The organism is Stenotrophomonas sp. YJH_SMC_33, from assembly GCF_059372295.1.
Window position 1 is genome coordinate 613,867 of the sequence record NZ_JCAFVJ010000001.1, and the last position, 24,790, is coordinate 638,656.

Annotated in this window: 19 protein-coding genes; 11 read left to right on the forward strand and 8 right to left on the reverse strand. The window is 67.8% G+C overall.

The genetic code is table 11. The features are described 5' to 3' along the window. Positions 1-66 precede the first annotated feature (66 nt). From AC5P9W_RS02920 to AC5P9W_RS02930, 3 genes are all read right to left on the reverse strand, one after another. Positions 67-1,422, reverse strand: a complete 1,356-nt coding sequence (locus AC5P9W_RS02920) for a Gfo/Idh/MocA family protein (protein WP_206621337.1) — start codon at positions 1,420-1,422, stop codon at positions 67-69. 65 nt (positions 1,423-1,487) lie between these two features. Further along, on the reverse strand, positions 1,488-4,463 hold the full coding sequence (locus tag AC5P9W_RS02925; RefSeq protein ID WP_495218767.1) for a TonB-dependent receptor: 2,976 nt from the start codon (positions 4,461-4,463) through the stop codon (positions 1,488-1,490). Positions 4,464-4,596: 133 nt separating this feature from the next. Then, entirely contained in the window at positions 4,597-7,956 is a 3,360-nt protein-coding gene (locus tag AC5P9W_RS02930) for a TIM-barrel domain-containing protein (protein ID WP_206621339.1), read from the reverse strand. A 322-nt stretch (positions 7,957-8,278) separates the two neighbouring features. Here AC5P9W_RS02930 and AC5P9W_RS02935 point away from each other — a divergent pair, with 322 nt between their 5' ends. From AC5P9W_RS02935 to AC5P9W_RS02960, 6 genes are all read left to right on the forward strand, one after another. After that, positions 8,279-9,433, forward strand: coding sequence for an SIS domain-containing protein (locus AC5P9W_RS02935; protein ID WP_495218769.1), 1,155 nt, complete (start codon positions 8,279-8,281; stop codon positions 9,431-9,433). Then, positions 9,426-10,364: an ROK family protein gene (locus AC5P9W_RS02940; protein WP_180832726.1), complete on the forward strand. Its 939-nt coding sequence runs from the start codon at positions 9,426-9,428 to the stop codon at positions 10,362-10,364. The genes AC5P9W_RS02935 and AC5P9W_RS02940 overlap by 8 nt, the downstream gene beginning before the upstream one ends. A gap of 16 nt (positions 10,365-10,380) precedes the next feature. Continuing rightward, on the forward strand, positions 10,381-11,715 hold the full coding sequence (locus tag AC5P9W_RS02945; protein ID WP_206621341.1) for a D-tagatose-bisphosphate aldolase, class II, non-catalytic subunit: 1,335 nt from the start codon (positions 10,381-10,383) through the stop codon (positions 11,713-11,715). A 33-nt stretch (positions 11,716-11,748) separates the two neighbouring features. Further along, on the forward strand, positions 11,749-12,525 hold the full coding sequence (locus AC5P9W_RS02950; RefSeq protein WP_180832724.1) for a DeoR family transcriptional regulator: 777 nt from the start codon (positions 11,749-11,751) through the stop codon (positions 12,523-12,525). Continuing rightward, on the forward strand, positions 12,522-13,637 hold the full coding sequence (nagA, locus tag AC5P9W_RS02955) for an N-acetylglucosamine-6-phosphate deacetylase (protein WP_021203357.1): 1,116 nt from the start codon (positions 12,522-12,524) through the stop codon (positions 13,635-13,637). Before AC5P9W_RS02950 ends, nagA begins: the two co-directional genes overlap by 4 nt. Before the next feature lie 192 nt (positions 13,638-13,829). Continuing rightward, positions 13,830-15,608 carry an MFS transporter gene (locus AC5P9W_RS02960; protein ID WP_111103898.1) on the forward strand — a complete coding sequence of 593 codons (1,779 nt, stop codon included), beginning with the start codon at positions 13,830-13,832 and terminating at the stop codon, positions 15,606-15,608. A gap of 51 nt (positions 15,609-15,659) precedes the next feature. Here AC5P9W_RS02960 and AC5P9W_RS02965 read toward each other — a convergent pair whose 3' ends face one another. The 5 genes from AC5P9W_RS02965 to AC5P9W_RS02985 form a co-directional block, all read right to left on the reverse strand. Further along, entirely contained in the window at positions 15,660-16,076 is a 417-nt protein-coding gene (locus AC5P9W_RS02965) for a SecDF P1 head subdomain-containing protein (RefSeq protein ID WP_111098672.1), read from the reverse strand. 50 nt (positions 16,077-16,126) lie between these two features. Further along, on the reverse strand, positions 16,127-16,678 hold the full coding sequence (locus tag AC5P9W_RS02970) for an HdeD family acid-resistance protein (RefSeq protein WP_021203354.1): 552 nt from the start codon (positions 16,676-16,678) through the stop codon (positions 16,127-16,129). Positions 16,679-16,736: 58 nt separating this feature from the next. After that, on the reverse strand, positions 16,737-17,432 hold the full coding sequence (locus AC5P9W_RS02975) for a ComF family protein (RefSeq protein ID WP_180832723.1): 696 nt from the start codon (positions 17,430-17,432) through the stop codon (positions 16,737-16,739). 97 nt (positions 17,433-17,529) lie between these two features. Next, the gene (locus AC5P9W_RS02980) at positions 17,530-18,870 is read right to left on the reverse strand and encodes a chloride channel protein (RefSeq protein WP_058979044.1); all 1,341 of its coding nucleotides are present in this window, start codon (positions 18,868-18,870) and stop codon (positions 17,530-17,532) included. A 241-nt stretch (positions 18,871-19,111) separates the two neighbouring features. Next, entirely contained in the window at positions 19,112-19,687 is a 576-nt protein-coding gene (locus AC5P9W_RS02985) for a DUF3658 domain-containing protein (protein WP_180832722.1), read from the reverse strand. Between the two features lie 159 nt (positions 19,688-19,846). Here AC5P9W_RS02985 and bioB point away from each other — a divergent pair, with 159 nt between their 5' ends. The 5 genes from bioB (at position 19,847) to bioC (ending at position 24,684) form a co-directional block, all read left to right on the forward strand. Then, positions 19,847-20,890, forward strand: a complete 1,044-nt coding sequence (gene bioB, locus AC5P9W_RS02990; protein WP_134730943.1) for a biotin synthase BioB — start codon at positions 19,847-19,849, stop codon at positions 20,888-20,890. 67 nt (positions 20,891-20,957) lie between these two features. After that, entirely contained in the window at positions 20,958-22,181 is a 1,224-nt protein-coding gene (bioF, locus tag AC5P9W_RS02995) for an 8-amino-7-oxononanoate synthase (protein ID WP_134730941.1), read from the forward strand. Positions 22,182-22,199: 18 nt separating this feature from the next. Continuing rightward, a complete protein-coding gene (gene bioH / locus AC5P9W_RS03000; protein WP_111103912.1) occupies positions 22,200-22,979 on the forward strand; it encodes a pimeloyl-ACP methyl ester esterase BioH in 780 nt (259 codons plus the stop codon). 29 nt (positions 22,980-23,008) lie between these two features. Further along, entirely contained in the window at positions 23,009-23,788 is a 780-nt protein-coding gene (locus AC5P9W_RS03005; protein WP_495218774.1) for an SDR family oxidoreductase, read from the forward strand. Positions 23,789-23,799: 11 nt separating this feature from the next. Further along, positions 23,800-24,684 (forward strand): malonyl-ACP O-methyltransferase BioC, encoded by an 885-nt coding sequence (gene bioC / locus AC5P9W_RS03010; protein WP_111098626.1) that lies wholly within the window; start codon positions 23,800-23,802, stop codon positions 24,682-24,684. Positions 24,685-24,790 lie beyond the last annotated feature (106 nt).

Sequence of the window (24,790 nt, forward strand, 5' to 3'; positions counted from 1 at the left end):
ACGCCGGGCTATGCCCGGCGTTGTGTTCAAAGCAGTCGAGCATGGCTCGACTCTACACAGAGCAGATCAGTACTTACCATCGAACGCGAAGATCGGCTTGCGCGTCTTCCACGCACCAGCAGTAAAATCCGGAAACTCCAGCGTCTGGAAGCTGTTGGCGATCGACTGCTCGCTCAGCGGCGTGATCGCACTCCAGGTCACCGCGTCGTAGATGTCGATCGGCATCGGCGCCTTGGCCTTCAGCGCTTCCACGAAGGCATGGATGACGAACCAGTCCATGCCACCGTGGCCGGCGCTGGCGGCGGTATCGGCATTCTGCTTCCACAGCGGGTGCTCGTACTCGTCCTGGTACTTCTTGAACTCCTCCCACTGGTGCGGCGGGCTGCGGCCTTCGATGTGGATCGAATGGTTCACGTCCATCCACAGACCCTTGGTGCCCTGCACGCGGAAGCCCATCGAGTACGGGCGCGGCAGCGAGGTGTCGTGCTGCAGCAGGATGGTCTCGCCGTTCTCGCAGGCCAGCGTGGTGGTGACGATGTCGCCGAGCTTGAACTTCACCTTGGTGCTGGGGTGGGTGGTGCCGCCACTCTTGGCCACGGTGTATTCGTGCAGGCCACGCGCCTTGGTCGCGAAGGCATTGATGTGGGTGAAGCGGTTGCCACGGTTGATGCCGGTGTACATCGCGCACGGGCCGATGCCGTGGCTGGGGTACAGCTCGCCGTTGCGCTCCACCGAATGCTCGGTGCGCCAGCGGGCTTCGCTCCAGCCCTTGGGCCCGAACTCCACGCCGCTGTCGTAGGGCTGGTTGGGGTCGCCGGAATTGAACTTCACGCCGCGCAGGTCGTGCTGGTAGCCGGCCTGCAGATGCACCAGCTCGCCGAACAGGCCCTGGCGCACCATCTGCAACGCCGCCATCACGTCGCGGCGGTAGCAGACGTTCTCCAGCAGCATGTACGGGGTACCGGTGCTCAGCTGGGTCTTCAACACGTCCCAGTGGTCCTGCAGGGTGATGCCGGCCACTACTTCGCAGCCCACGGCCACGCCGGCCTGCATCGCGGCAATCGCCATCGGCGCGTGGTACTCCCACGGCGTGGCGATGATCACGCCATCGATGCCCTTCTGTTCCAGCAGGCGCTTCCACGCGTTGGTATCACGATCCTGGCCATAGGTCTTCGGCGCGGGCTTGCCGGCCTTCGCCACCATCTCTGTGGCACGGCCCAGCATGATCGGCTCGATGTCGCACAGGGCAACCACTTCGACGTCGTCGCGACGTACCAGCTCCTTCAGCAGCACCAGCCCACGCATCCCGGTGCCGATCATGGCCAGGCGCACCTTGCGCCCGCGTGCCCATGCCGGGGTCTGCGGCAGCAGGCTGCTGGCGGCGACAGCGGCACTGGCCGCGATGAATTCCCTACGCTTCATGGCAGACATCTCTCCTCTTGGCAGCGAGCCGGCCGTAGCCGGCCCGCCGGGTCACGCAAACGGAATTACTTGAATCGGTAGCCGATGGTCACACTGTAACCACGACCGAAGATGGTGGCGTAGTCACTGGAGTCACCCAGGAAGCTGTTCGGATCGTAGAACGGCAGGCGGTTGAACAGGTTCTTGACGGTGAAGCTCAGGTTCCACGCGTCATCCGGGCGCCAGGTGACGCTCATGTTGGCGGTCCACCACGACGGTGCACCATCGCACTTGCTCTTCTGCAGGGTCAGGTAGCCGCCGGTGCAGGTTTCCTTGTTGTTGCTCTCTTCGTCGATCTGGTCGGTGGCCCACTTGGTGCCGCCCACGTAGTTGACGAACATGCTGGTGGTCACCTGCTTGTAGGTCCAGTCTGCATTGAGCGTGGCACGCAGGCGCGGGTTGTTGTAGTAGCCCACCACGTCGCCGTAGTACCAGCCGTTCTCCGCGTCCATGTAGAAGCGGTTGCGGTTGGCGATGGTGGCGGCCAGGCCGATGTTCAGGTTGCCCCAGTCGCCCAGCGAGAAGCGGCTGCGCGCGTCGATGTCGAATCCGTCGATCAGCGTCTTGCCGCGGTTCTTGTACTGGCCGACCACGCTGGCCACGTTGCCGGCGGAGTAGCCCGGCAGGGTGGCCGGGCAGCTCACGCCGCTGGCCGGGTCGGCGCACATCGCCGCCAACTGGGCAAGATTGGCACGGTCGCTGTCGGTGATCGGCGAGCGCGACATCGAGATGATGTCTTCCATGCGGCGGTAGTCCGGCGCGACGATTTCATTGTCACGGTAGATGAACCAGTAGTCGGCCGACACCGACAGCCAGGTTGCTGGCTCGTATACGAAGCCGAGGGTGGCGATCTTGGCCTTTTCCGGCTTCAGGTCCTTGTTCGGCTGGGTCATGCGCGCCACGGTGCGGCTGCAGTCGACGTTCAGCAGGTTCTTGCCGAGGTCGACGTCACCGGGCCGCTGCGACTTCAGCAGCAGGTTGGCGATGGCGTTGGTCTCGCCGCAGCGCAGTTCATCACGGAAGCCACCGAGCTGTGCGAACACGCCGCCATTGCCGGACTCGGCCAGGCTCGGTGCGCGGAAGCCGGTGGAATAGGTGCCGCGCAGCATCAGCTGGTCGAAGGCCTGGTACTTGAAGCCGATCTTCGGCGCCACGTTGGCACTGAAGTTCGGGTACTTGTCCACGCGCACCGCCGCATCCACTTCCAGCTTGTCGGTGATCGGCGCCACGGTCTCGGCGAACAGCGCGTAAGTGTTGCGCTTGCCATCGAACCACGAGCCACCCTGCTGGGTGATCAGGCCGTTGGCCGCATCCGCATTACCCGGGGTGTAGAAGGTCTCGCGGCTGGCGTTGAAGCCGAACGCGGCGCGCATCTCACCGGCCGGCAGCTGGAACAGCGGTCCTTCGATCTTGCCGTCCAGGGTATGCAGGCGGGTCCACGACTGGATGTCGAAGGTCGGGAACGCTTCACGGATCAATGCGGCGTTGGCTTCGCTGATCTCGCCGAACTTGTACGCCGGGTGGTCGGAAATGATCACCCGACCGGTACCCGGATCGATCGTGTACGGCCCGAACGCCTTCTCGAAGCCCTTGGTGTTGACGTTGATCGTCTGGTAGGTGGTGGAGTGGGTACCGGCGCTGGCGAAGGCGGTCTCCCAGTTCCAGTCACCTCGGTTGCCACGCGCACCGGCCAGCACGCGGTAGCTCTTGTCGGTGTTGCGCTGGCCGAAGTAGTTCGGGCCGGCATCCTGCAGCAGGTAGTTCAGGCCGACCACCCCGCCCATCATCGCCTTCAACTGCGGACTGGCATGGTTGTATTCGTTGTTGGGGCCCAGGAACGGGTACAGGAACTGGTTGACGGTGTTGCCGGTATTGCGCGAGAACCAGCTGGTCGGGTTGCCGGTGGTGGTGCCGTAGGTGCGCGGCGTGCCACCGTTGGCGCGCAGGTCGATGTCGGTGTAGGTCGCCTCGGCGAAGATCTCGGTGTTGTCACCGACCAGGAAGGTGCCGTTGAGGTAGGCGGTGTTGCGCTCGGACTTGGCGCCGGCATCGATCTCGTTGTTCATCCAGGTTTCCCAGACGCAACGCGGGCCGGCCGCTTCACTGGTCAGCACGTTCCTGCAGCCCGGCGCAGCTTCCTGCACGCGGCGGCCGGTGACCGGATCGAAGGCGAAGTAGGTGCCCGGGTTGAACTCGCCCGGCTTGCTGCCCACGCCCAGGCGCAGGTTGTTGAGGTAGTTCGGGTTGTTGACGTAGTACTGGTCGGGCCGCTTGTCGTAGAAATCGCTCAGCGGAATCGCGTCGCGACGGTACATGTTCACCGCGCCGTAGATGTTGAAGCGGTTCTCGGCCAGGTCACCGAAGCCGGCGGTGATGCTGGCCTGGCGCTCGCCGTAGGAGTCGATGCGCGAGGACGTATCGTTGGTGAAGCTGACCTCGGCACCCTGGAAGTTGCGCTTGGTGATCACGTTGATCACGCCGGCCACCGCGTCGGTGCCGTACACCGCCGAGGCGCCGTCGGTCAGCACTTCCATGCGCTCGATGGCCGCGGCCGGAATCGCATCGATGTTGACGAACTGGGTCTGGAAGCCGGCCGGGGCACCGTAGTACGACAGGCGGCGACCATTCAGCAGCACCAGGGTGCCCTGCGCGCCCAAGCCACGCAGGTTGGCCTGCGAAGCACCGTCGGAACCGGTGAACAGCGAACGCGCGTCCTGCTGCGCCGGGCGGGCGGCCGGCAGGTTGTCGAGCACCTGCAGCAGCGTACGCGCACCCATGTTCTGGATGTCCTGCTTGCTGATCACCTGCACCGGCGAGGCGGTTTCAACGTCGGTGCGGCGGATGTTGGAGCCGGTGACCTCGATGCGGGCCAGGTCGGTGGCCTTGTCCTTGCTCTCCTGGGCGAAGGCAGGAACGGCGACCGACAGCAGCACGCCGGCGATGGCAAGCGACAGCGGAGCGATCGAACGACAGGGGGGGCGGTGGTGGCGGGCGGGCAACATCGGGGTTCTCTCCTGGCAGGGGTGCAGCGCAATAAGTGAGCGCGTGGGCGTTCGGCGGGCAAAACGCTCCCGGGCCACGGCCACGAGGGCCGTAGTCGGAATGGGCGGGGGGAGGAGCGGTGTTACGAGGGGGTCATGGGGCGACGATGCTGGCGGAGTCGCCCTCCTGGCCGATCAGTACGGCGTTGGCCCAGTTGGCACAGACCTGGGCGGGTTGGCTGCCCTGCGCACCCAGCGTGCGCAGGCTCAGGGTGGAAAGGCCACGGATGTCCAGCTCCGGCTTGACCACGCCGGGTGCCTTCACCAGGCCGCTGTCGTACAGCAGGCGATTGTCACCCCAGACCTGGAACTGCAGGCCACCGGCGCTGCGGCAGGCGTCGTCGATGCCGAGGTCGGCACGCAGCAGGTGCCAGCCGCCCTGCAGGCGCAGGTCGATGCGGCTGTTGGCGCCGACGCCCAGGCCACGGCGGAACTGCAGGCCGTTCATGCGCATGCCGGCGTCGCCACGGAACGACTGGTCGGCGCGCACCTGGCTGGCCAGCGCGGCCGGCACCGGCAGCTCGGAGAGATAGCGCTGCCGGGCCGGTCGCTCCGGTTCCTGGTGTTCGAGGATGTGGAAGGTGGACAGTGCGATCGGGCCGACGTCGCGCGGCTGCAGCGCATCGAAGGCGCGGGCACTGTCCTGTGCGGCGGTAACCATCGGATCGGTGCTGCTGGCGCCATCGCCTTCCGGGTTCTGCACGCTCAGCACGCGGAAGCGCAGCAGGCGGCCGGCATGGGCCGGGAACGCGATGCGCTGCACGCCTTCCTTCAGCTGCAGGCGGCCACGTGCGATCGGCTCACCCCATTCGCCATTGCTGTCGCCCAGGTACACCTCGTAGTCGCGTACCTGGCCGTGCTTCCAGTTCTTGTCGTTGCGCGGCGCGATGTCGATGCCATCGATCATCCTGCGCTCGCCGAACCCGATCACCCACTCATGCGCACCGGTGCGCACGGCTTGGTTGCGCACACTGCGGAACCAGGTGGCCGGATCGTCGTCGAAGGCATTTTCCAGCGCATGGCCAGGCTCTTCGGCCGGGCGGTTGACCACCAGCAGGCTGTCGGCCGGCAGTTCGCGGCCCAGCACCGGCGCAGCCGGATAGGCATCGTCGGCGGCCGCAGCGGCCACCGCGAAGTCCAGCTGCAGTTGCAGCGGCTGGCGGATGTCCTGGGTAGCGGTACGCACGTGCAGCGTGCCACGGCGCTCCTTGGCATCGAAGTACCAGCCTTCAGCCGCACCGTTGAACGCCGCCGCATCGGCCAGCGCCGGCAACGCGCGGCCACCGGCATGCACCGCACGCGGCGCCTGCCGGCTGAGCACGCGCAGGCCATAACGGCGCTGCGCCAGCTGGCCGTTGTACTGGCCCTGCACCGGATCGATCTGCACCTGCACCGGGCCACTGCCCTGCACCGGCGCCTGCACTCGGATCTGCTGCGTGCTCGACTCACCCTGCTGGTAGCGGCGCGTGGTGCCATCGTCTTCGTACAGCGTGTACTGCGACTCGCCCTGCGGATACAGATCGAAGGTCACTTCATCGAGCGGCTTTTCGCCGTCGAACAGCATCGAGGGGTACATCGGCAGGATCGCTCCGGCACGCACGAACACCGGCAGCGTGGCCAGGTCCACCTGGCGGTCGAGCTGGCGGCCGTCGGCGCCGGCCTGCGCGCGGCGGCCATCCCAGTAGTCGATCCAGCCGCCGGCCGGCAGGTGGATATCGCGGCGCCAGCCACGGCTGGCCGCCTGGCTGCGGTACACCGGCGCCACCAGCAGATCGCGGCCAAGCAGGAACTGGTACTTGTAGGTTTCATCCTGCGCATGCGGGTCGCGCGGGTTGTCCCACATCAGGCCGCGCACCGGCGGTGCACCGGTCTGCGCGGCCTCGTGCACGAGCCCGTACATGTACGGGGTCAGGCGCATCTTCAACTTCAGGTAATCGCGGTTGATGCTGCGATAGGGCTCGTCGTACCACCAGGGGTGCTTGCGTGCGTTCGACGACCAGCCGCTCATGCCCATCAGCACCGGGGTGAAGGCTTTCCACTGCAGGTCGCGGGTGAAGGTCTCGGCGCTGCCGCCGAAGATCGCATCCACGTCGCCACTGGCGTAGGCCATGCCGGACAGGCCCGAACCGACCAGGGTCGGCACGTGCCAGCGGATGTAATCCCAGCTGCTGCTCTGGTCGCCGGTCCATGCCACCGCGTAGCGCTGGATGCCGGCCCATCCCATCACCGTCCACAGGAACGGGCGCGAATCGGAGTTGTCGAGGATGCCGTTGAACGCCTGACGGTTGGCGTCCATCGCGAACTGGTAGCCCTTGCCGGTCCAGGCCACGTCCAGCTTTTGCACGCGGCTGCCGGCCTTGCCCACTTCCCAGGCGATCTTGTCGACGCCGTTCTCGGTCCACAGACCGGTGCGGAAGCCGTACTTGGCCAAGCCCTGCACGGTTTCCGGCAACTGCTTGTAACCGCAGCCGTAGCCGTCGTTGGGCAGGATCCAGCCACCGGGCATGTCGTGGGCGCGGTACTGCTTGGCCACGCTGTCGATCACATCGGGGGTGGTACCGGTCGGGCCGTCGCTCCAGCCTTCGGGCACGGTGCCGGGCTTCCTGCTGTTGTCGCCATCGTTGTAGCAATCGGCGTCGCCGTAGGACAGCGCCCAGCGCGCGACCATGTTCGGGCGGCCAGTCAGCTGGGTGTAGCGCTCGATCAGTTTCGGCAGGTCGGCGCCGACGAAGTAATAGGCATCGAAGCGGTCTTCGCGATGCAGCAGCGTGGACTGGTCGGCCTCGCGCAGATCGTAGCTGCCATCGCTCCAGGTATTGCGCAGCATGCCCCAGCCACGGCTGCTCAGCAGCATCGGTGCAGGGCTGGGGCGGTCGCCCTCTTCCCAGCCGCCGGAATAGGACACCTCCAGCTCGCGGCCCTTGAACTGGTAGCGGCCGTTCTGCTGGCCGCCACCGAAGTAGCCCTCATCGGCCTGCGAGGACAGCACCTGCACGCTCTGCGTGGCATCCAGGTCCAGCGGCTGCAGTTCCTGCCACAGCGCGGTGGGTTGGCCGTTGTCCAGCCGTTCCAGGCGCATGCGCAGCGGCTGCCGCTGTACATGCAACACCAGTGACTCGGTGCGCACGCGGATTTCCTGCGCGTCTTCCTCCAGTTGCGCCTGCACGTTGGCCTTGGGCTGCGGCAGCACGATCGGTGCGGCCTTGTCGCCGGCACCGGTCAGCGTGCCATTGCGGCCTGCCTGCACGCGGATGATGTCGGTGGCCGGCAGTTCGATGCGGAGGCGCGCGCCCTTGTCGGTGTACAGGTCCCAGCCCTGCACGCCGTCGCGGCTGGCGCTGGCGGCAACCGAACGCAGGTTGCCGACCGGCTCGGCGCGGGCCGTCATGGACGCCAGCATCAAGGCCGGCACTAGGGCCAGCATCAGCGGCGAGCGACGAACGCAGATTTCCACACGGACTCCCAACCCGTTTACCGGGCGTTTCGAAAGCGGTTGGGCCGACTCTAGGGCAGCGATTCGAAAGATGTCAACAAATTGAAAGGAAAAAGGAAGATATATTCCTTTGAAACGAAAGTTGTTGCGTTGCAATACTTTGTGTAAACGCTTGCAACTGCCTGTTAAGCGTTGTGCGATACGGCATTTGCCCCGTTCTTTCGTTTTCCCGAGCACTCGGCAGCGAGAAAAGTCATCGCGCTATTTTCTTTCTTTTTACTTTCGATGTTTGACATTTCGAAAGAAAACGCAGATGGTGCGCTGGCCCAACTGGAACCTCCGAATGGACGTCACCCTGCTTTCCGATGTGTCCGCCTGGCAGCGCCTGGGCGGAGCCGATACCGCTACCGAAATCGCCCAGCAGCCCGCGCTGTGGGAAGCCCTCGCCCAGGACCTGGCGCGTGCCCGCGACCGCCTGCAGGCCTTTCTTGGCAACAGCCTCAACGATCCCAACCAGCGCGTGCTGTTCACCGGCGCCGGCAGTTCGGGCTTCATCGCCGAAATGGTGGCCGACGCGATCAATGCGCAGTGGCCGGCCGAGGTGCGCGTGGTGCACACCACCAGCCTGCTGACCCATCCGGCACTGTACCTGCAGCGCGACCGCCCGACCCTGCTGGTGTCGTTCGGCCGCAGCGGTTCCAGCCCGGAAAGCGTGGCCGCGGTGGACCGCGTGCGCAGCGATGTGGATGACGCGCGCTTCCTGGACATCACCTGCAACGCCGATGGCGAACTGGCCCGTCGTGGCGCGGGGCGTGCCGATACCTGCACCCTGCTGATGCCGTCGGCCAGCTGCGACCGCGCCTTCGCCATGACCAGCAGCCTGACCTGCATGCTGCTGGCTGCGCTGACCGTGTTCGATCGTTCGCCGTGGGATGCGCGCGTGGCGCGCCTGAAGCAGATCGCCGCGCTGGCCCGCGAAGGCCAGGCGCAGTGGGATGCACCGGTGGCGGCGCTGGCGCAGCGCCCGTTCAACCGCATCATCTACCTCGGCAGCGGCCCGCTGGAAGCGCTGGCGCGCGAGTGCGCGCTGAAGGTGCTGGAGCTGACCGCCGGCCGCGTGCTGGCGTTGGCCAACACGCCATTGGGGTTCCGCCATGGCCCGAAGTCGACGCTGGACGGCAACACCCTGGTGGTGGTGCTGCGCAGCGTGCAGCCGCTGGCGCGCCGCTACGAGCAGGACCTGCTGGAAGAGCTGCGCCGCGACGGCGTGGCCGGCCAGGTGCTGGCGATCGGCCCGCATTCGGACATCGGCGCCGATGACGAATACACCCTCACCGTGCCGGCACTGGACGATCCGTGGCTGGCACCGGTGTGGCTGGGCTTCGCGCAGTTGTTCGCGCTGCAGCGCTCGGCCGCGCTGGGCCTGACCCCGGACAACCCGTTCCCGGACGGCACCGTCAACCGCGTCGTCAAGGGCGTCACCATCCACCATGGCTGAGCTGATCGCCCACGCCTGCTATGGCATCGACATCGGCGGCACCAAGATCGAGCTGGTGGCGTGCGATGCGGCGATGCAGGTCACCTGGCGCCGCCGCGTGGCCACCCCACAGGGTGACTACGACGGCTTCCTGCAGGCGGTGGGGGCGCTGGTCGCCGAGGCGGACGCTGCCCTCGGCCGCAGCGATGCGGCCATCGGCATCGCCCTGCCCGGCGTGCGCGACCGCCGCAGCGGCCGCCAGCTCAGCGCGAACGTGCCTGCACTGACCGGCCAATGCGTGGCGCAGGATCTGCAGGCACGCCTGCAGCGCCCGCTGCACTTCGGCAACGATCTGCAGTGCTTTGCCCTGTCTGAAGCGCACGGCGGCGCGGCTGACGGCTACCCCAGCATGTTCGGCGCCATTCTCGGCACTGGTGCCGGTGGTGGCTTCTGCCTGCAGGGCCGCCTGCTGACCGGTTTCAACGGGCTGGCCGGCGAATGGGGCCACTGGAGCGTGCCCGGTCATCTGCTGCAGCGCCACGGCCTGCCGCTGATCGACTGCGCCTGCGGCCTGCAGGGCTGCGTGGAGCGTTATGTGTCCGGCAGTGGCGTGGCGATGATCGAGCGCCACCTTGGTGGCAGCGCCGCCGACGCCAGCGCCGTGATCGCCCTGGCCGAAGCCGGTGATGCCCGCGCGCGCAAGGCGCTGGACATCCACCGCGACCTGCTCGGCCACAGCCTGGCCGCGCTGGTGCTGGCGCTGGACCCGCACGTGATCGTGCTCGGCGGCGGCCTTTCGCAGTACGCGCCGCTGTACCAGCACCTGCCCGCCGCCATCGCCACCCACCTGTTCAAGGGTGTGCAGGTGCCACCGATCGTGCCGCCACGCTTCGGCGATGCCGGTGGCGCACGTGGTGCCGCCCTGCTCGCCTGCCAACCCTCGTTTTCCTGATGTCCGGAGCCTGACCATGTCCCCGTTGCAGACCCTGCTTGCTTCCCACCGCGCCGGTGCCAATGTCGGCCTGTACAGCGTCTGCTGCAGCAACGAGCAGGTGCTGCGCGCGGCCATGCACGTGGCGCTGGCGCACGGTACCGTGCTGCTGATCGAGGCCACCTCCAACCAGGTCGACCAGTTCGGCGGCTACACCGGGATGACCCCGCCGCAGTACCGCGATTACGTGGGCACGCTGGCCGATGAAGAAGGTTTCCCGCGCGAGCGGCTGATCCTGGGTGGCGACCACCTCGGCCCGAATGCCTGGCAGAAGCGCCCGGCCGCTGAAGCGATGACCCACGCACGCGTGCTGATCGAAGCCTATGTCGCCGCCGGTTTCCACAAGATCCACCTCGATTGCAGCATGTCCTGCGCCGATGACCCGGTGCCGCTGCCCGATGCCGTCGTTGCCGCACGCTCGGCCGAGCTGGCCGAGATTGCCGAGCGCACCGCCGCCGAACACGGCCTGCCGCCGCCGGTCTACGTGATCGGTACCGAGGTGCCGATTCCCGGGGGTGAAGCCTCGCTGGCCGAGGGCCTGCAGGTGACCACGCCCGCTGCTGCCGCGCAGACCCTGGCGATTCATCAGCAGGCGTTCGATACGCCGCAGCTGCGCGATGCGTGGCAGCGCGTGATCGCCATGGTGGTGCAACCGGGGGTGGACTTCGACCACAGCAGTGTGCACGAGTACGACCCAGCCGCCGCCAGCAAGCTGGCCGACTTCCTCGAACAGCAGCCGCGCATCGTGTTCGAAGCGCATTCCACCGACTACCAGCGCGAAAGTGGCCTGCACGCCTTGGTGCGCGACCACTTCGCCATCCTCAAGGTCGGCCCGGCGGCGACCTTCGCCTACCGCGAAGCGCTGTTCGCGCTGGCCGCGATCGAGGCCGAACTGCTGCCGGCCGCACAGTGCTCGCGCCTGCCGCAGGTGCTGGATGAAGTGATGGTGGCGCAGCCGAAGTACTGGCAGTCCTACTACCAGGGCGATGAGGCAGCGCTGCGCCTGCTGCGCAGCTATTCCTTCAGCGACCGCTGCCGCTACTACTGGGGCGAGCCCGCGCTGGTGCAGGCGGTGCAGACCCTGTTCGCCAACCTGGAACAGCACGCGCCGCCACTGGTACTGCTCAGCCAGTACCTGCCGGAGCAGTACCGCGCCGTGCGTGAGGGCACGCTGGCCAACACGCCCACCGCGCTGGTGCAGCACCGCATCGGCCTGTGCCTGGGCGAGTACGCCCGTGCCTGCAGCGCCAACCAGGCCGGAACCCGCACGCATCACGCAGACGCGGCTGCCGCCGTTGCTGCGAACGGCTAATCTCTACCTTTCCCCGCGACACCGAGAATGGCCATGCGCAACACCCGCTCCCGCCGGCAACAGATCCTGCAGCTGCTGATCGAGCACGGCTCGGTGCAGGTGGCCGATCTGGTCGAGCGCTTCGGCGTGTCGGCGGTGACCATCCGTACCGACCTGACCCACTTCGAATCGCAGGGCCTGGCCAATCGTACTCACGGCGGTGCCACGCTGGTGCGCACGCCGCCACAAGAACAGGACATCCACGAAAAGGACGCACTGAACCTGCCGCTGAAGGAATCGATCGGCGCGTGTGCCGCGCGCCTGGTGCGGCCCGGTGACAACATCATCATCGACTCCGGCTCGACCACGATGACCCTGGCCCGCCACTTGCGCACCCAGCGCGACGTGACGGTGATGACCAATGGGTTGAACATCGCCTGGGAACTGGCCAACGCGCCCGGCATCAACGTGCTGCTGACCGGTGGACTGCTGCGCCAGCAGTCGTTGTCGCTGCAGGGCAGCCAGGCCGAAGCCAGCCTCAACTCCTACAGCTTCGACACCCTGTTTCTGGGCGTGGACGGCCTGGACCTGCAGTTCGGGCTGACCACCCACGATGAAGCCGAAGCCCGCCTCAACCACCGCATGGTCGAGCGCGCGCGCCGCATCGTGGTGCTGACCGACGCCTCCAAGTTCGGCCGCGTCAGCCTGCACCGCATCGCACTTCTCGATCAGATCCACGCCATCATCACCGACGCCGGCATCGACGACGCAACCCGTGAAGGGCTGCAGCGGGTGGGCATCGAAGTGATCATCGCCGAGCCCACTGCATGACCGACACCCGCACCCTGCATGGCCGCATCCTCACCCCGCTGGGCTGGCGGCGTGGCCAGGTCCACTTCGATTCGCACGTGCGCCAGCTGCAGGTGGACGACCACAGCGGCGCCGACGACCTGCAGCTGCCGGTGATCCTGCCCGGCTTCGTCGACCTGCATGTGCATGGCGCGGCCGGCGTGGACCTGATGCAGGGCGGCGACGTGGCACGCACCATCGCCCGCACCCATCTGCGCTTCGGCACCACCACGCTGCTGGCGACCACCATGACCGCCGGGCTGGACGAGATCGAGCACGCGCTGCACGGCGTCGCTGCGGCGATGGCGGCGCCCGATGCCGACGCCGCCAGCATCGTCGGCGTACATCTGGAAGGACCGTTCATCAGCCCGCAGCGGCTGGGCGCACAGCCCAATCGTACGATCGAGGCGACGGTGGCACTGGTGCAGCAGCTGCACGCGCTGGCGCCGATTCGGGTGATGACACTGGCGCCGGAAATCGGCGAGCACACCGCGCTGATTCCCGCGCTTTCGGCAATGGGCATCCGTGTGCAGCTTGGCCACAGCGCTGGCACTTACGAAGAAGGTGTTGCTGCGCTGCAGGCCGGGGCTTCCGGCTTCACCCATCTGTTCAACGGCATGACCGGCGTCGACCACTACCGGCCTGGCATCGCCGCGGCGGCGCTGGCACATGCGCAGTACGCCGAGATCATTCCCGACCTGCAGCACATCCATCCCGGCGTGATCCGCCTGGCCGCGCGCGCGATTCCGCGCCTGTACGCGGTGACCGACGCGACTGCCGCCACCGGCATGCCCGACGGCGAGTACGCGCTGGGCGAGCAGCGCGTGCACAAGTGCGGCGGCTGCGTGCGCCTGGCGACGGGTTCGCTGGCCGGCAGCGCACTGACCATGGACCAGGCGCTGCGCAACCTGGTGCGCGTCGGCCTGGACCTGGCCGACGCCTCGCAGCGGGTTTCCACCTTCCCGGCCGACTATCTGGGCCTGGGCGATCGCGGCCGCATCGCGCCCGACGCCCGCGCCGACCTGGTGGTGCTGGACGCCGAACTGCGCCTGCAGCAGGTGGTCATTGGTGGGCGCGTGGTCGATCTGACCTGACGCAAGCGATGCGGCCCGGATGCCGCGCGGGCTCCCTGTAGAGCCGAGCCATGCTCGGCTCACCGCGCGAAGCGCGGCATGGGGAACCTCGATATCGGAATGGAAAGCAGCCGAGCATGGCTCGGCTCTACAGAATGCACTCTGCGACGAACCGCCGCCGGGCCTGGCCCGGCGCTACCACAGGAACTGCCGATGACTGCAAGCACCGCCCCGCGCTGGCCCGTACGCTACCTGCTCTTCATCGGCGGCCTGGGGGGCCTGCTGTACGGCATCGACATCGGCATCATCGCCGGTGCCCTGCCCTATCTTGAAGCGACCGCCAGTCACGCCTGGCAGCTCAGCAGCCAGCAACTCGGCTTCGTGGTGGCGGCGGTACTGCTGGGCAGCGTGCTGTCCTCGCTGTTCGCCGGCATGGTCGCCGACCTGATTGGCCGCCGCGGCGCGATGCTGCTGGCCGGCCTGCTGTTCACCGCTTCGATTCCGATCATGGCACTGGCCTCCGGCTACACGCCGCTGCTGCTCGGGCGGCTGCTGCAGGGCATCAGTGGCGGTTTGATCGGCGTCGTGATTCCACTGTACCTGGCCGAAGTGCTCAGCCCCGAGCGGCGTGGACGCGGTGCGGCGATGTTCCAGCTGCTGCTGACCATCGGCCTGGTGCTGGCGGCACTGATCGGGCTGTACCACGCCCATGCGGTGGATGCCGCCGCCGAAGCCGTGCGCTCGCTGCCGGTCGCGCAGCAGGCGCAGGAACTGTTCACGGTGAAGGACCACGCCTGGCGCACCATCTTCTGGAGTTGTCTGGCGCCTGGCCTGCTGTTCTGCGCCGGTATCTTCTTGCTGTCCGAATCGCCACGCTGGCTGGTGCGCCGCGGCCGCATCGCTGAAGCCCGGCGCAGCCTTCAGCGCGTCCTCCCCGCCGCAGAGGTTGAGCCCACGCTGGCCCAGATCCAGGCGCCGGAATCGAGCAGCAGCGACGGCAAGCGAGACCCACTGCTCAGCCGCCGCTACGTGGTGCCGTTCGTGCTGGCCTGCGTGGTGCTGGCCTGCACCCAGGCCACCGGCATCAATTCGGTGCTGGCCTACGCGGTGAACATCCTCAACCAGGCCGGCCTGTCCGGCTCGGTGGCCAACGGCGCCGACGTGGCGATCAAGCTGCTGAATGCGGTGATGACCGTGGTCGCGCTGCTGCTGGTCGATCGCAAGGGCCGCAAATTCCTGCTGATGCTCGGCAGCGGCGGCATCTGCGTGGCCCTGCTGGGCGCGGCCACGCTGTTCTTCCAGGCCGAACGCGGCCGTACCGACGTGCAGCCGCAACTGCAGGCAGCGGTCAGCGGCGACGGCCTGCGGCTGGTGCTGGATGATGCGCAGTGGCAGCGCCTCGGCGCTGGCATCGACAGCGAAGGCCGGCCGCTGCAACTGACCGTGTCGTATGCCTACGGCGACTTCACCAATGTGCGCGCCCTCCGCAGCGACAACCTGACCGACCGCGAGCTGCGCATCGAGCGTGCCGGCACCGTGCAGCCGGACAGCGTGATCGGTGCGTTCTTCCGCAAGCTGCATCTGAACCCGTTCGCCGACCCGGCCAGTGCCAGCCAGGCGCCATTGCGCATCGAGCAGGCCCGCATCGGCCCGGTGCCGCCGCCGGCCCATGGCTGGGCCGTGGCCGCCTGCATCCTGGTGTTCGTGGCGTTCTTCGCGGTCGGCCCCGGCGTCTGCGTGTGGCTGGCACTGTCGGAACTGATGCCGAACCGCATCCGTTCCAACGGCATGAGCATCGCGCTGCTGATCAACCAGTTCGTGTCCACCACCATCGCCGCGATCTTCCTGCCCACCGTGGGCCACTACGGCTATGCGAGCATGTTCGTGTTCTGGGCGGCGTGTACCTTCGTGTTCTTCCTGGTGGCCGCATTCTGGCTGCCGGAGACCAAGGGCAAGTCGCTGGAAGAGATCGAGGCGCGGTTCGCCCGGTAGCGGTCGACCTTGGTCGACCTCCCCGCGCGGCGCGGGTTCATGGCGCGTCCGTCAGTCGCCAGTGATGTGCTTCGCCAGCTCCTGCGCCTCGGCAACGCTGGGCAGCCCGCTCAGCATCATCGATTCGCCGAACGGCCCCTGCACCGTCGCCACCATCAGCACACGGCCATCCACGCTGATCGCTGCCCGCTGGCCCACCAGTGCTGCCGTGTCATCGTGGATGCGCTGGTGCGCTTCGGGCCGGTAGCGGATCTGCAGGCCGGGCTGCTTGGCATCGTCCAGTACGTAGCGCACATCAGCAATGTCCGCACTGCCGGCAATCGGCGGCTCGCGCAGGGCCAGGGTTTCGCCTTGCCATTGCGCCGGCCGGCCTTTGCCGGAGGCGTCCACCGCGCTCAGGCGCACATCCACGCCGGGGCGTGGCGCATGATCCTTGCCTGCCAAGGCATCGGGTGTGGCGCCAGGCATGCATCCGGTCAGGGCCAACGCCACGCCCAGCAACAGGGAAAGCGCAGCCCTCACTTCAGCTTCCGCAGCTTGAATGCCACCAGTACCTGCAGCAGCCCATACAGCAGGCTGCCGATGCCGATCCACAGCGTGGTCACCGCCACGCCTGCGTACGGGTTGGCCGCAAACAGCAGGCCCAGCACCACCGCAAGCACACCACTGAGTATCAGCAACCACTCGCCCTGGATCTGCTTGCGCACGCGGATCGCGAACACGATGCGATAGATGCCCGCCACCAGCAGCCACGCTGCGAGGAACAACACCAGCACGCTGGCGGTGGCCAGCGGGTTGATCACCGCCAGGATGCCGAAGCCCAGCGAGGCGATGGCATACAGCGCCAGCCACCCACGCGAGGCACCACTGCCGCCGCTGATCAGTGCGAACAGGCTGATGACACCTTCAACGATGGCCATCACGCCCAGTGTCCACGCCAGCGCCATCGCTGCGGACAAGGGCCAGCCGATGGCAACGATGCCAAAACCCAGTGCGACAAGCCCGTACAGCAGCAGGATCCACCAGCTACGGCCAACCGCCGACAGCAAGGGAGACAAGGGGGAATTCATGACCACTCCTTCGATCCGGAACCGGCCTCATCCTAGCCCCTGTGGATGAAGAGGGCGATCACGGCGCCCGCGCGCAGACCCACACGCGCACCTCCGCAGCGCCCACCAGGCGCAGCGTCTCGGCAACCTCCATCACCGTGCTGCCGGTGGTCATCACATCATCGACCACGGTCAGCCGCGTTGGCACCAAGCCACGCACATCGAACGCATCGAACAGATTTTCCCTGCGCTGTTCGGCCGTGCGCTCGGACTGCGGCGCGGTGTGGCGCCGCCGGTACAGCCCCTGCCAGACCGGCATCGGCAGCAGCCGGCACAGCTCGCCCGCCTGGTTGTAGCCGCGCTGGCGCAGCCGGCGATTGTGCAGCGGCACCGGCACCAGCGGTGGACACCACCACGGCGGCGGTGCGCGCTGCATCAGCTGCGCGAGCAGGCGTCCGGCTGCGAGATCCTGATGGAACTTGTAGCGGACCAGCAACTGGTCGACCGGTGGCAGGTACAGCAGGCTGGCGTGGGTAGCCGTCTGTGGCGGTACCTCCTCGCGGCAGCTGCCACAGACGATCAACGCGGTGTCGGGCAACGGCAACGCGCAGCGCAGGCAGGCACGGCCTGCCCAGGGCAGATCGGCCAGGCAAGCGCAGCACAGATCAAGATCATCGTGGCCCGGGTCGCCGCAGACCAGGCAGCGGAGCGGTAGCAGCACACCAAGCAGTGCGCGCGAGACACGGGTTGCCGAACGCAGGCGATAAGTACGCATCACCCAATACTTGATGGCGCACGCCGCGTGCGGCCATCGGCGAAGCACCGATTGCAGTGTCGGAACTGCCCTCAACTGCGACGGGGGCCGCCGCCCGTCAGGAAAGGCGTTCACCCTGTCCGGTCGCCGGTGGCGTAGCGGCGGGCCCGATCAACAACTCTGCCAACCCACGGTAGATCGGCACCCGGCAGACCAGCCCGGACACGCCACGCGCGATCAGCACCGTGGCCAGGATCGGCAGCAGCAGATCACCACTGTCGGTCAGCTCCAGCGAGATCACCGCCGACGTCAGCGGGGCCTGGGTAACGCCGGTGAGGTACGCACACATGCCCAGCAGCACGAACGCGCGCGGGTCCACGCCCGGCATCAGCACCGCCAGATTGTGGCCCAGTCCCGCACCGACCGCCAGCGCGGGCGAGAACAAGCCTCCGGGAATACCGGCCACGTACGATGCGAGGTTGGCCAGCAGCTTCATCAACCCGAACTCGTGGCCGACCAGCGCCTGCCCCTGCACCAGGCTGCGCGCCTGCTCGTAGCCGGTGCCGAACGCGCCTTCACCGAAGACCAGGGCGAGCAGTACCACCGCCATGCCGCAGCCTGCGGCCAGCAGCACCGGATGCCGCTGCCGCAGTTGCCCGAGCCAACGCGGGCGGCCCGCCGCACTGGCCAGCACCGCACGCGCGAACAGGCCGCCCAGCAGCCCTGCCACCACGCCGCAAAGCAGGATGGCCAGCCAGCCCTGGCCGAGCGGCAGGCGTGCACTCACATGGCCGAAGTAGGTGTAGTTGCCGAGCAGGCCCAGCGACACCACGCCGCCGACGATCACTGCGGTCAGCAGGGTGCCTGAGAAACGATGCTCGAAGCGGCCGCTGAGCTCCTCGATGGCGAAGACGATACCGGCCAGCGGCGTGTTGAAGGCCGCCGCGATACCCGCCGCACCACCGGCCAGCAGGAAGTGCGAGAGCTCGCGGGGATCCTTGAAACCGAACCAGCGGCCGAACAGATACATCAGGCTTGCGCCTACGTGCACGGTGGGCCCCTCGCGCCCGACCGATGCGCCCCCCAGCAGCGACAGCGAGGTCAGCAGCAGCTTGCCGGCCGAAACCGCTGGGGAAAGGTTGGTTTTCCGGAACGGCTCATCGGCCTTGTCCAGCGCAGCGATGACCTGCGGAATGCCGCTGCCCCGCGTGGGCTTCAGCACGCCGGAAGTGAGCCACGCCAGCAGCGCGAAGATGCCGGGCGTGAGCAGCAGGGCCCACCATGGCGAGTGCGACGTGATGCGCTGGAACAGATGGAAGGCCGCATCGCTGGCCTTGGCGAACAGGATGGCCACCAGCGCTACGGCCACAGCCCCGCCCCAGAGCGCGGCACGGCGGCGCCATGCCTCGCTTAGGACCAGCGCGGTGATGCGGCCGCGAAGGCGATGGAGATCGGTCATGCGAGGCAGTGTGGACGCAGCGGGAGCAGGTGGACAGCGGTCACTGTGGCCGAAGGCCTTGCAGGATGCGGTGAAATGCCTGGACACGGGCCGTCCCGACAACCTGCCCAATGCGCACACCGCCAGACGGGCAGGCGCTCCCGCCACCGCCGCTTTCCCATACTGCGCACGTTGGGATGCTGGCGCCGCCACTGCTGATGAAGCGGCAGGTGCACCAGCTCATCATCGGTGGCATCAGCGGTCAGGGCTGGTGCGGGATGCGTACCTCGCAATAGCGCATGCGGGTCAGGTCACCCTGCGCTTCCAGCACGCCGCACGCAACCAGTTCGCGCACGCGCTGGGCGTAGAAGACATCGGTAATGCTGGGGCGGCGCTGCGGGTCCAGCGATATCGCGTTCCCCACGATGTAGGCGACTTTCCGGAACTGCCCATCGCAGTGTGAAAGCAACTGTCCGTCGATCCATGCAATGTCGTCGTCGGTCAGCGCGGCGATGCTCTGCCGCTGCTGCCCGGTCAGATGGGCATCGCCGTCGGGCGCCTCATCGGCGTGGTGCAGGCAACCATTGATGGCCAGCAGGCGAGCCAGCACGAACAGACCGACCTTCTGCAGCTCCTCGTCAGGCAACGTCGACGGATCGAGCTGCCCCGCCCCCGCCGCGTAGTCCCTGAGGGTCACGAAGACCCTGTGCTGCCAGTGCCCGGGTTCCCCCGCTTGGCGCAGATCATCCATCACCACGCGCAGGCGGCCGTCAGGCAGTTCGGCCAGGCTGCACAGCACCGCATGGCGGCGGATCGGGTAGGGCTGGTAGCTGTCCATGGCACGTGCTCGCGAGTCCGTATGCGGCAATGAACTTACACCGTAGCGCGCATTTCTGGCAGTCGATTTCTGTAAACCGACTTAATTACCAATTAGTTGACAGCATTCACCAACCCACCCACACTGCCGCCCTCGCTCCACTCGTACCCAAGGTCCGCCATGGCTGCTGCCATCCGCCACGACTGGCATCACGACGAACTGCAGGCGCTGTTCGATCTGCCGTTCCCCGAGCTGCTGTTCCGCGCCGCCGCGGTGCACCGCGAGCACTTCGATCCGGCGCAGGTGCAGGTGTCCACGCTGTTGTCGGTGAAGACCGGAGGCTGCCCGGAAGACTGCGCGTACTGCCCGCAGGCGCAGCGCTACAGCACCGGGGTGAATGCGCAGAAGCTGATGGAGACCGACGCGGTGCTGGCCAAGGCGCGCCAGGCCAAGGCCGCCGGTGCATCGCGCTTCTGCATGGGTGCCGCGTGGCGATCGCCAAAGGACCGCGACATTCCGAAGGTGGCGGCGATGATCGCCGGGGTGAAGGCGCTGGGCCTGGAGACCTGCGCCACGCTGGGCATGCTCAGTGGCGAGCAGGCACGTGCGCTGAAGGATGCGGGCCTGGACTACTACAACCACAACCTCGACACCGCGCCGGACTACTACGATTCGATCATCCACACGCGCCAGTACCAGGACCGTCTGGATACGCTGGAGCACGTGCGCGATGCCGGCCTGAAGACCTGCTGCGGTGGCATCGTCGGCATGGGCGAGACGCGCGCGCAGCGCGTTGGCCTGCTGCTGGCACTGGCCACGCTGCCGGCGCATCCGGATTCGGTGCCGATCAACAAGCTGGTGCAGGTGGCGGGCACGCCGCTGCATGGCAGTGCCGAACTGGACCCGTTCGAGTTCGTGCGCATGATTGCGGTGGCCCGCATCGCCATGCCGCGCGCGATGGTGCGGCTGTCGGCCGGGCGCGAGGCGATGAGCGACGAGCTTCAGGCGCTGTGTTTCCTGGCCGGTGCCAATTCGATCTTCTACGGCGACAAGCTGCTGACCACCGGCAACCCGGAGAGCGAGCGCGACCTGGCTCTGTTCGCGCGGCTGGGGTTGCAGCCGATGGCCGTGCAGGTGGATGCCGAAGGCCACGACCACGGCGGCACCGTGCACGCCGATATCAGCGCCGATGCACCCGGCTGCGGCTGCGCTCACGCGGCCTGAGACGGGCCGCAAGCAGGCGCCGCGGCAACGCGCTACCCTAGCCGCTCCGTCGACGCATTCAGCCACCATGGCCCGCCCCGACCTGACCGCCCGCCTCCACGCCCAGCGCGCTCTGCGCGATGCCCAAGGCCGTCGCCGCCCGCGACGCACGGTCACCCGACGTGATGGCGTGCGCCTGGAAGTGGACGGCCAGTGGCTGACCGGCTTCTGCAGCAACGACTACCTGGGCCTGGCCCAGCAGTTCAGCGTGGTCAACGCGCTGCAGGACGCCGCCGCACGCGAAGGCGCTGGCGCCGGTGCCTCGCACCTGGTCTGCGGCCACCACGCCCTGCATGAGGCGCTGGAACGCGAGGTGGCCGAGTGGCTGGGCTATCCGCGTGCGCTGCTGTTCGGCAGTGGCTTCGCCGCCAATCTGGCGGTGCAGCAGGCACTGCTGAGCGAAGAGGACGATGTCTGCGTACAGGACAAGCTCAACCACGCCAGCCTCCTTGATGCCACCCGGCTGGCCGGTGCGCGCCTGCGCCGCTACCCGCACCTGGATGCGGAAGGCGCGATGCGCCAGCTCAAGCACGCGCCCGACGGCGCGGCAATGCTGGCCACCGATGGTGTCTTCAGCATGGACGGCGACATCGCACCGCTGCGTGCATTGTCGCTTGTGGCACGCCTGCAACAGGCGCTGTTCTATGTGGATGATGCGCACGGTGTAGGCGTCGTCGGTGATGGCCGTGGTGCCGTGGCCGCCGCCGGACTGGGCGTGGACGATGTGCCGCTGCAGCTGGTCACGCTGGGCAAGGCACTGGGTGGTTCCGGCGCCTTGGTGCTCGGCCGCGACGACCTGATCGAGCATCTGGCCGAAACCGCGCGCCCGTACATCTACACCACCGCCGTGCCACCGGCGATGGCCGCTGCTGCGCTTGAAGCAGTGCGCCTGGCGCGCCGCGACCACTGGCGTCGCACCAAGCTGACCGACCTGATCGCGCTGTTCCGCAGCGAAGCACGTCGCCATGGGCTGGACCTGATGGCTTCGGAGACGCCGATACAACCGCTGCTGTGTGGTGACGATCACCGCGCCGTGGCGATGTCCAAGGCGCTGGAACAGGCCGGTTGGCTGGTCGGCGCGATCCGTCCGCCCACGGTGCCCGAAGGCAAGGCGCGCCTGCGCATCACACTATCCGCGCTGCATACGCCGGAACAGGTGCGCGGCCTGGTGGAGGCTCTCGCCAGCGCGCGCGATCGCGTGACCCTGGCGGTGCGTGACGCCGCGCCACCGCCGTTGCCTGTCTTTGCCTGAGCCTGCTGTCGTTTTCCCATGCATATCGACGTCACCGGCCAAGGGCCGGACCTGGTACTGATCCATGGCTGGGCCCTGCAGGGCGGTGTGTTCGCGCCGCTGGTGCAGCGCTTGGCCGATCGGTTCACCCTGCATCTGGTTGATCTGCCTGGCCATGGCCACAGCCGCGAGGACAGCACGCCGCTGCGCCTGCCGTTCGTGGTCAACGCCATTGCCGCGGCCACGCCGCCGGCGGTGTGGTGCGGCTGGTCGCTGGGCGGTCTGTTCGCGCTGCACGCGGCGGCGACGCTGCCCAAGGTACGCGGGCTGGCGATGATCGCGGCCACGCCACGCTTCGTGCGTGGCGAAGACTGGCCGCATGCAGTGGAACCGGCGGTGTTCGAGCAGTTCGGGCGCGAGCTGGCCACCGACTTCGGCGGCACCCTGGAACGCTTCCTCGCGCTGGACGTGATGGGCTCGGCACACGCCCGCGAGGAGCTGCGCATCCTGCGGCAGCGCCTGGTCGAGCGCGGTGCGCCCACCGAACGCGCCCTGCTGGAAGGCCTGCGCCTGCTCGAAAGCACCGATCTGCGCGGCGCGCTGCCGACGCTGGGCAAGCCCAGCCTGTGGATCGCCGGCCAGCGAGACCGGTTGGTGTCTCCGGTGGCGATGCAGGCCGCCGCGGCGCTGGCCCCGGGCGCGCAGGCGCTGACGATCGCCCATGGTGGACATGCGCCTTTCCTCGGCCATGCCGATGAGGTGGCCGCCGCCCTGCAACACTTCGTTGCCGGCCTGTCACCGGCCGATGGCGGACAATGAGCCCCCTCCGAATTCCGCAGGATTGACGCATGGATCTGGGTATCAACGGCCGCTGGGCACTGGTCTGCGGCGCAAGCAAGGGGCTGGGCCTGGGCTGCGCGCGTGCGCTGGTGCGCGAGGGCGTCAACGTGGTGGTCGTGGCTCGTGGCGAGGAGGCACTGCAGGTTGCCGCCGCAGGGCTGAGCGCCCTGCCCGGTGCCGTTGAGGTCCGCGCGGTCGCCGCCGACGTCACCACCGAGGCCGGCCGTGCTGCGGCGCTGGCCGCATGCCCGCAGGTGGACATCCTGGTCACCAATGCCGGTGGCCCGCCACCGGGCGACTTCCGCAATTTCGAGCGCGACGACTGGATCGCCGCGCTGGACGCCAACATGCTGGCGCCGATCGCGCTGATCCGCGCCACCGTCGACGCGATGATCGCGCGTGGCTTCGGCCGCATCGTCAACATCACCTCGTCGGCGGTGAAAGCCCCGATCGACATCCTGGCGTTGTCCAACGGCGCGCGCAGTGGTCTGACCGGTTTCGTCGCCGGCCTGGCGCGCCGCACCGTGGCCCACAACGTCACCATCAACAACCTGCTGCCCGGCCAGTTCGACACCGACCGCCTGCGCGCCAACTTCGCCCACAGTGCGGGCAAGGACGGCGATGCCGGCGAAGTCGCCGAACGCCGCCGCCAGCAGATTCCCGCCGGCCGCTTCGGCACGCCTGACGAATTCGGCGCCGCCTGCGCCTTCCTGTGCAGTGCACAGGCCGGTTACCTCACCGGGCAGAATCTGCTGATCGACGGCGGCGCCTACCCCGGTACGTTCTAAGAGAGTTCGCAATGCCGTCCCACTTCGATGCCCGCCATGTCCGTCGCGCGTTCGCGCGTGCCGCCACCAGTTACGACGCTGCCGCCGCCCTGCAGCGCGAGGTGCAGTCGCGGCTGATCGAATCGCTGGACTACCTGGAGGCACGCAAGCCCGAGGTGGTGCTGGACATCGGCGCCGGCACCGGCCATGCAAGTGCGTTGATGAAGAAGCGCTGGCCGAAGGCGCAGGTGATCGCGCTGGACGTGGCGCTGCCGATGCTGGACCAGGCCAAGCGCCAGGCCGGCTGGTGGAAGCCGTTCCAGCGCCTGTGCGGCGACGCCGCTGCGCTGCCGCTGGCCGACAACAGCGTGGACGTGATCTTCAGCAACCTGTGCCTGCAGTGGGTGGACGACCTGCCGGCGGTGTTCGCCGGGTTCCGCCGTGTGCTCAAGCCCGGTGGCCTTCTGGTGTGCTCCACCTTCGGCCCGGAAACGCTGATCGAACTCAACGAAGCCTTCGCCGCCGCCGATGACCGCCCGCACGTCAGCCGCTTTGCACAGATCGCCCAGTTCGGTGATGCGCTGATGATGGCCGGCTTCCGTGACCCGGTGCTGGACCGCGATCTGTTCACCCTGACCTACGACGACCTGCCCTCGTTGATGCGCGAACTGCGCGCGATGGGCGCAACCAACGCACGGGTGGACCGCCGCCATACGCTGACCGGGCGTAGCCGTTTCGCGGCGGCGGCAGCGGCGTATGAACCGATGCGGCGCAGCGACGGCAAGCTGCCCAGCAGCTGGGAAGTGATCTATGCCCATGCCTGGGCACCGGACCCGGGCGCACCGATCCGCGAAGGCGGGCATGACGTGGCCTCGGTACCGGTGTCGGCGATTCCAATCCGGCGCAAGCAGACCTGATCGTCTGGTAGTGCCGGCCGCTGGCCGGCAACCTCACGATTCCATGGTGGGCATCTGCCGGCCAGCGGCCGGCACTACCCAATGCGACGCCGCGCCCAACGCAGGC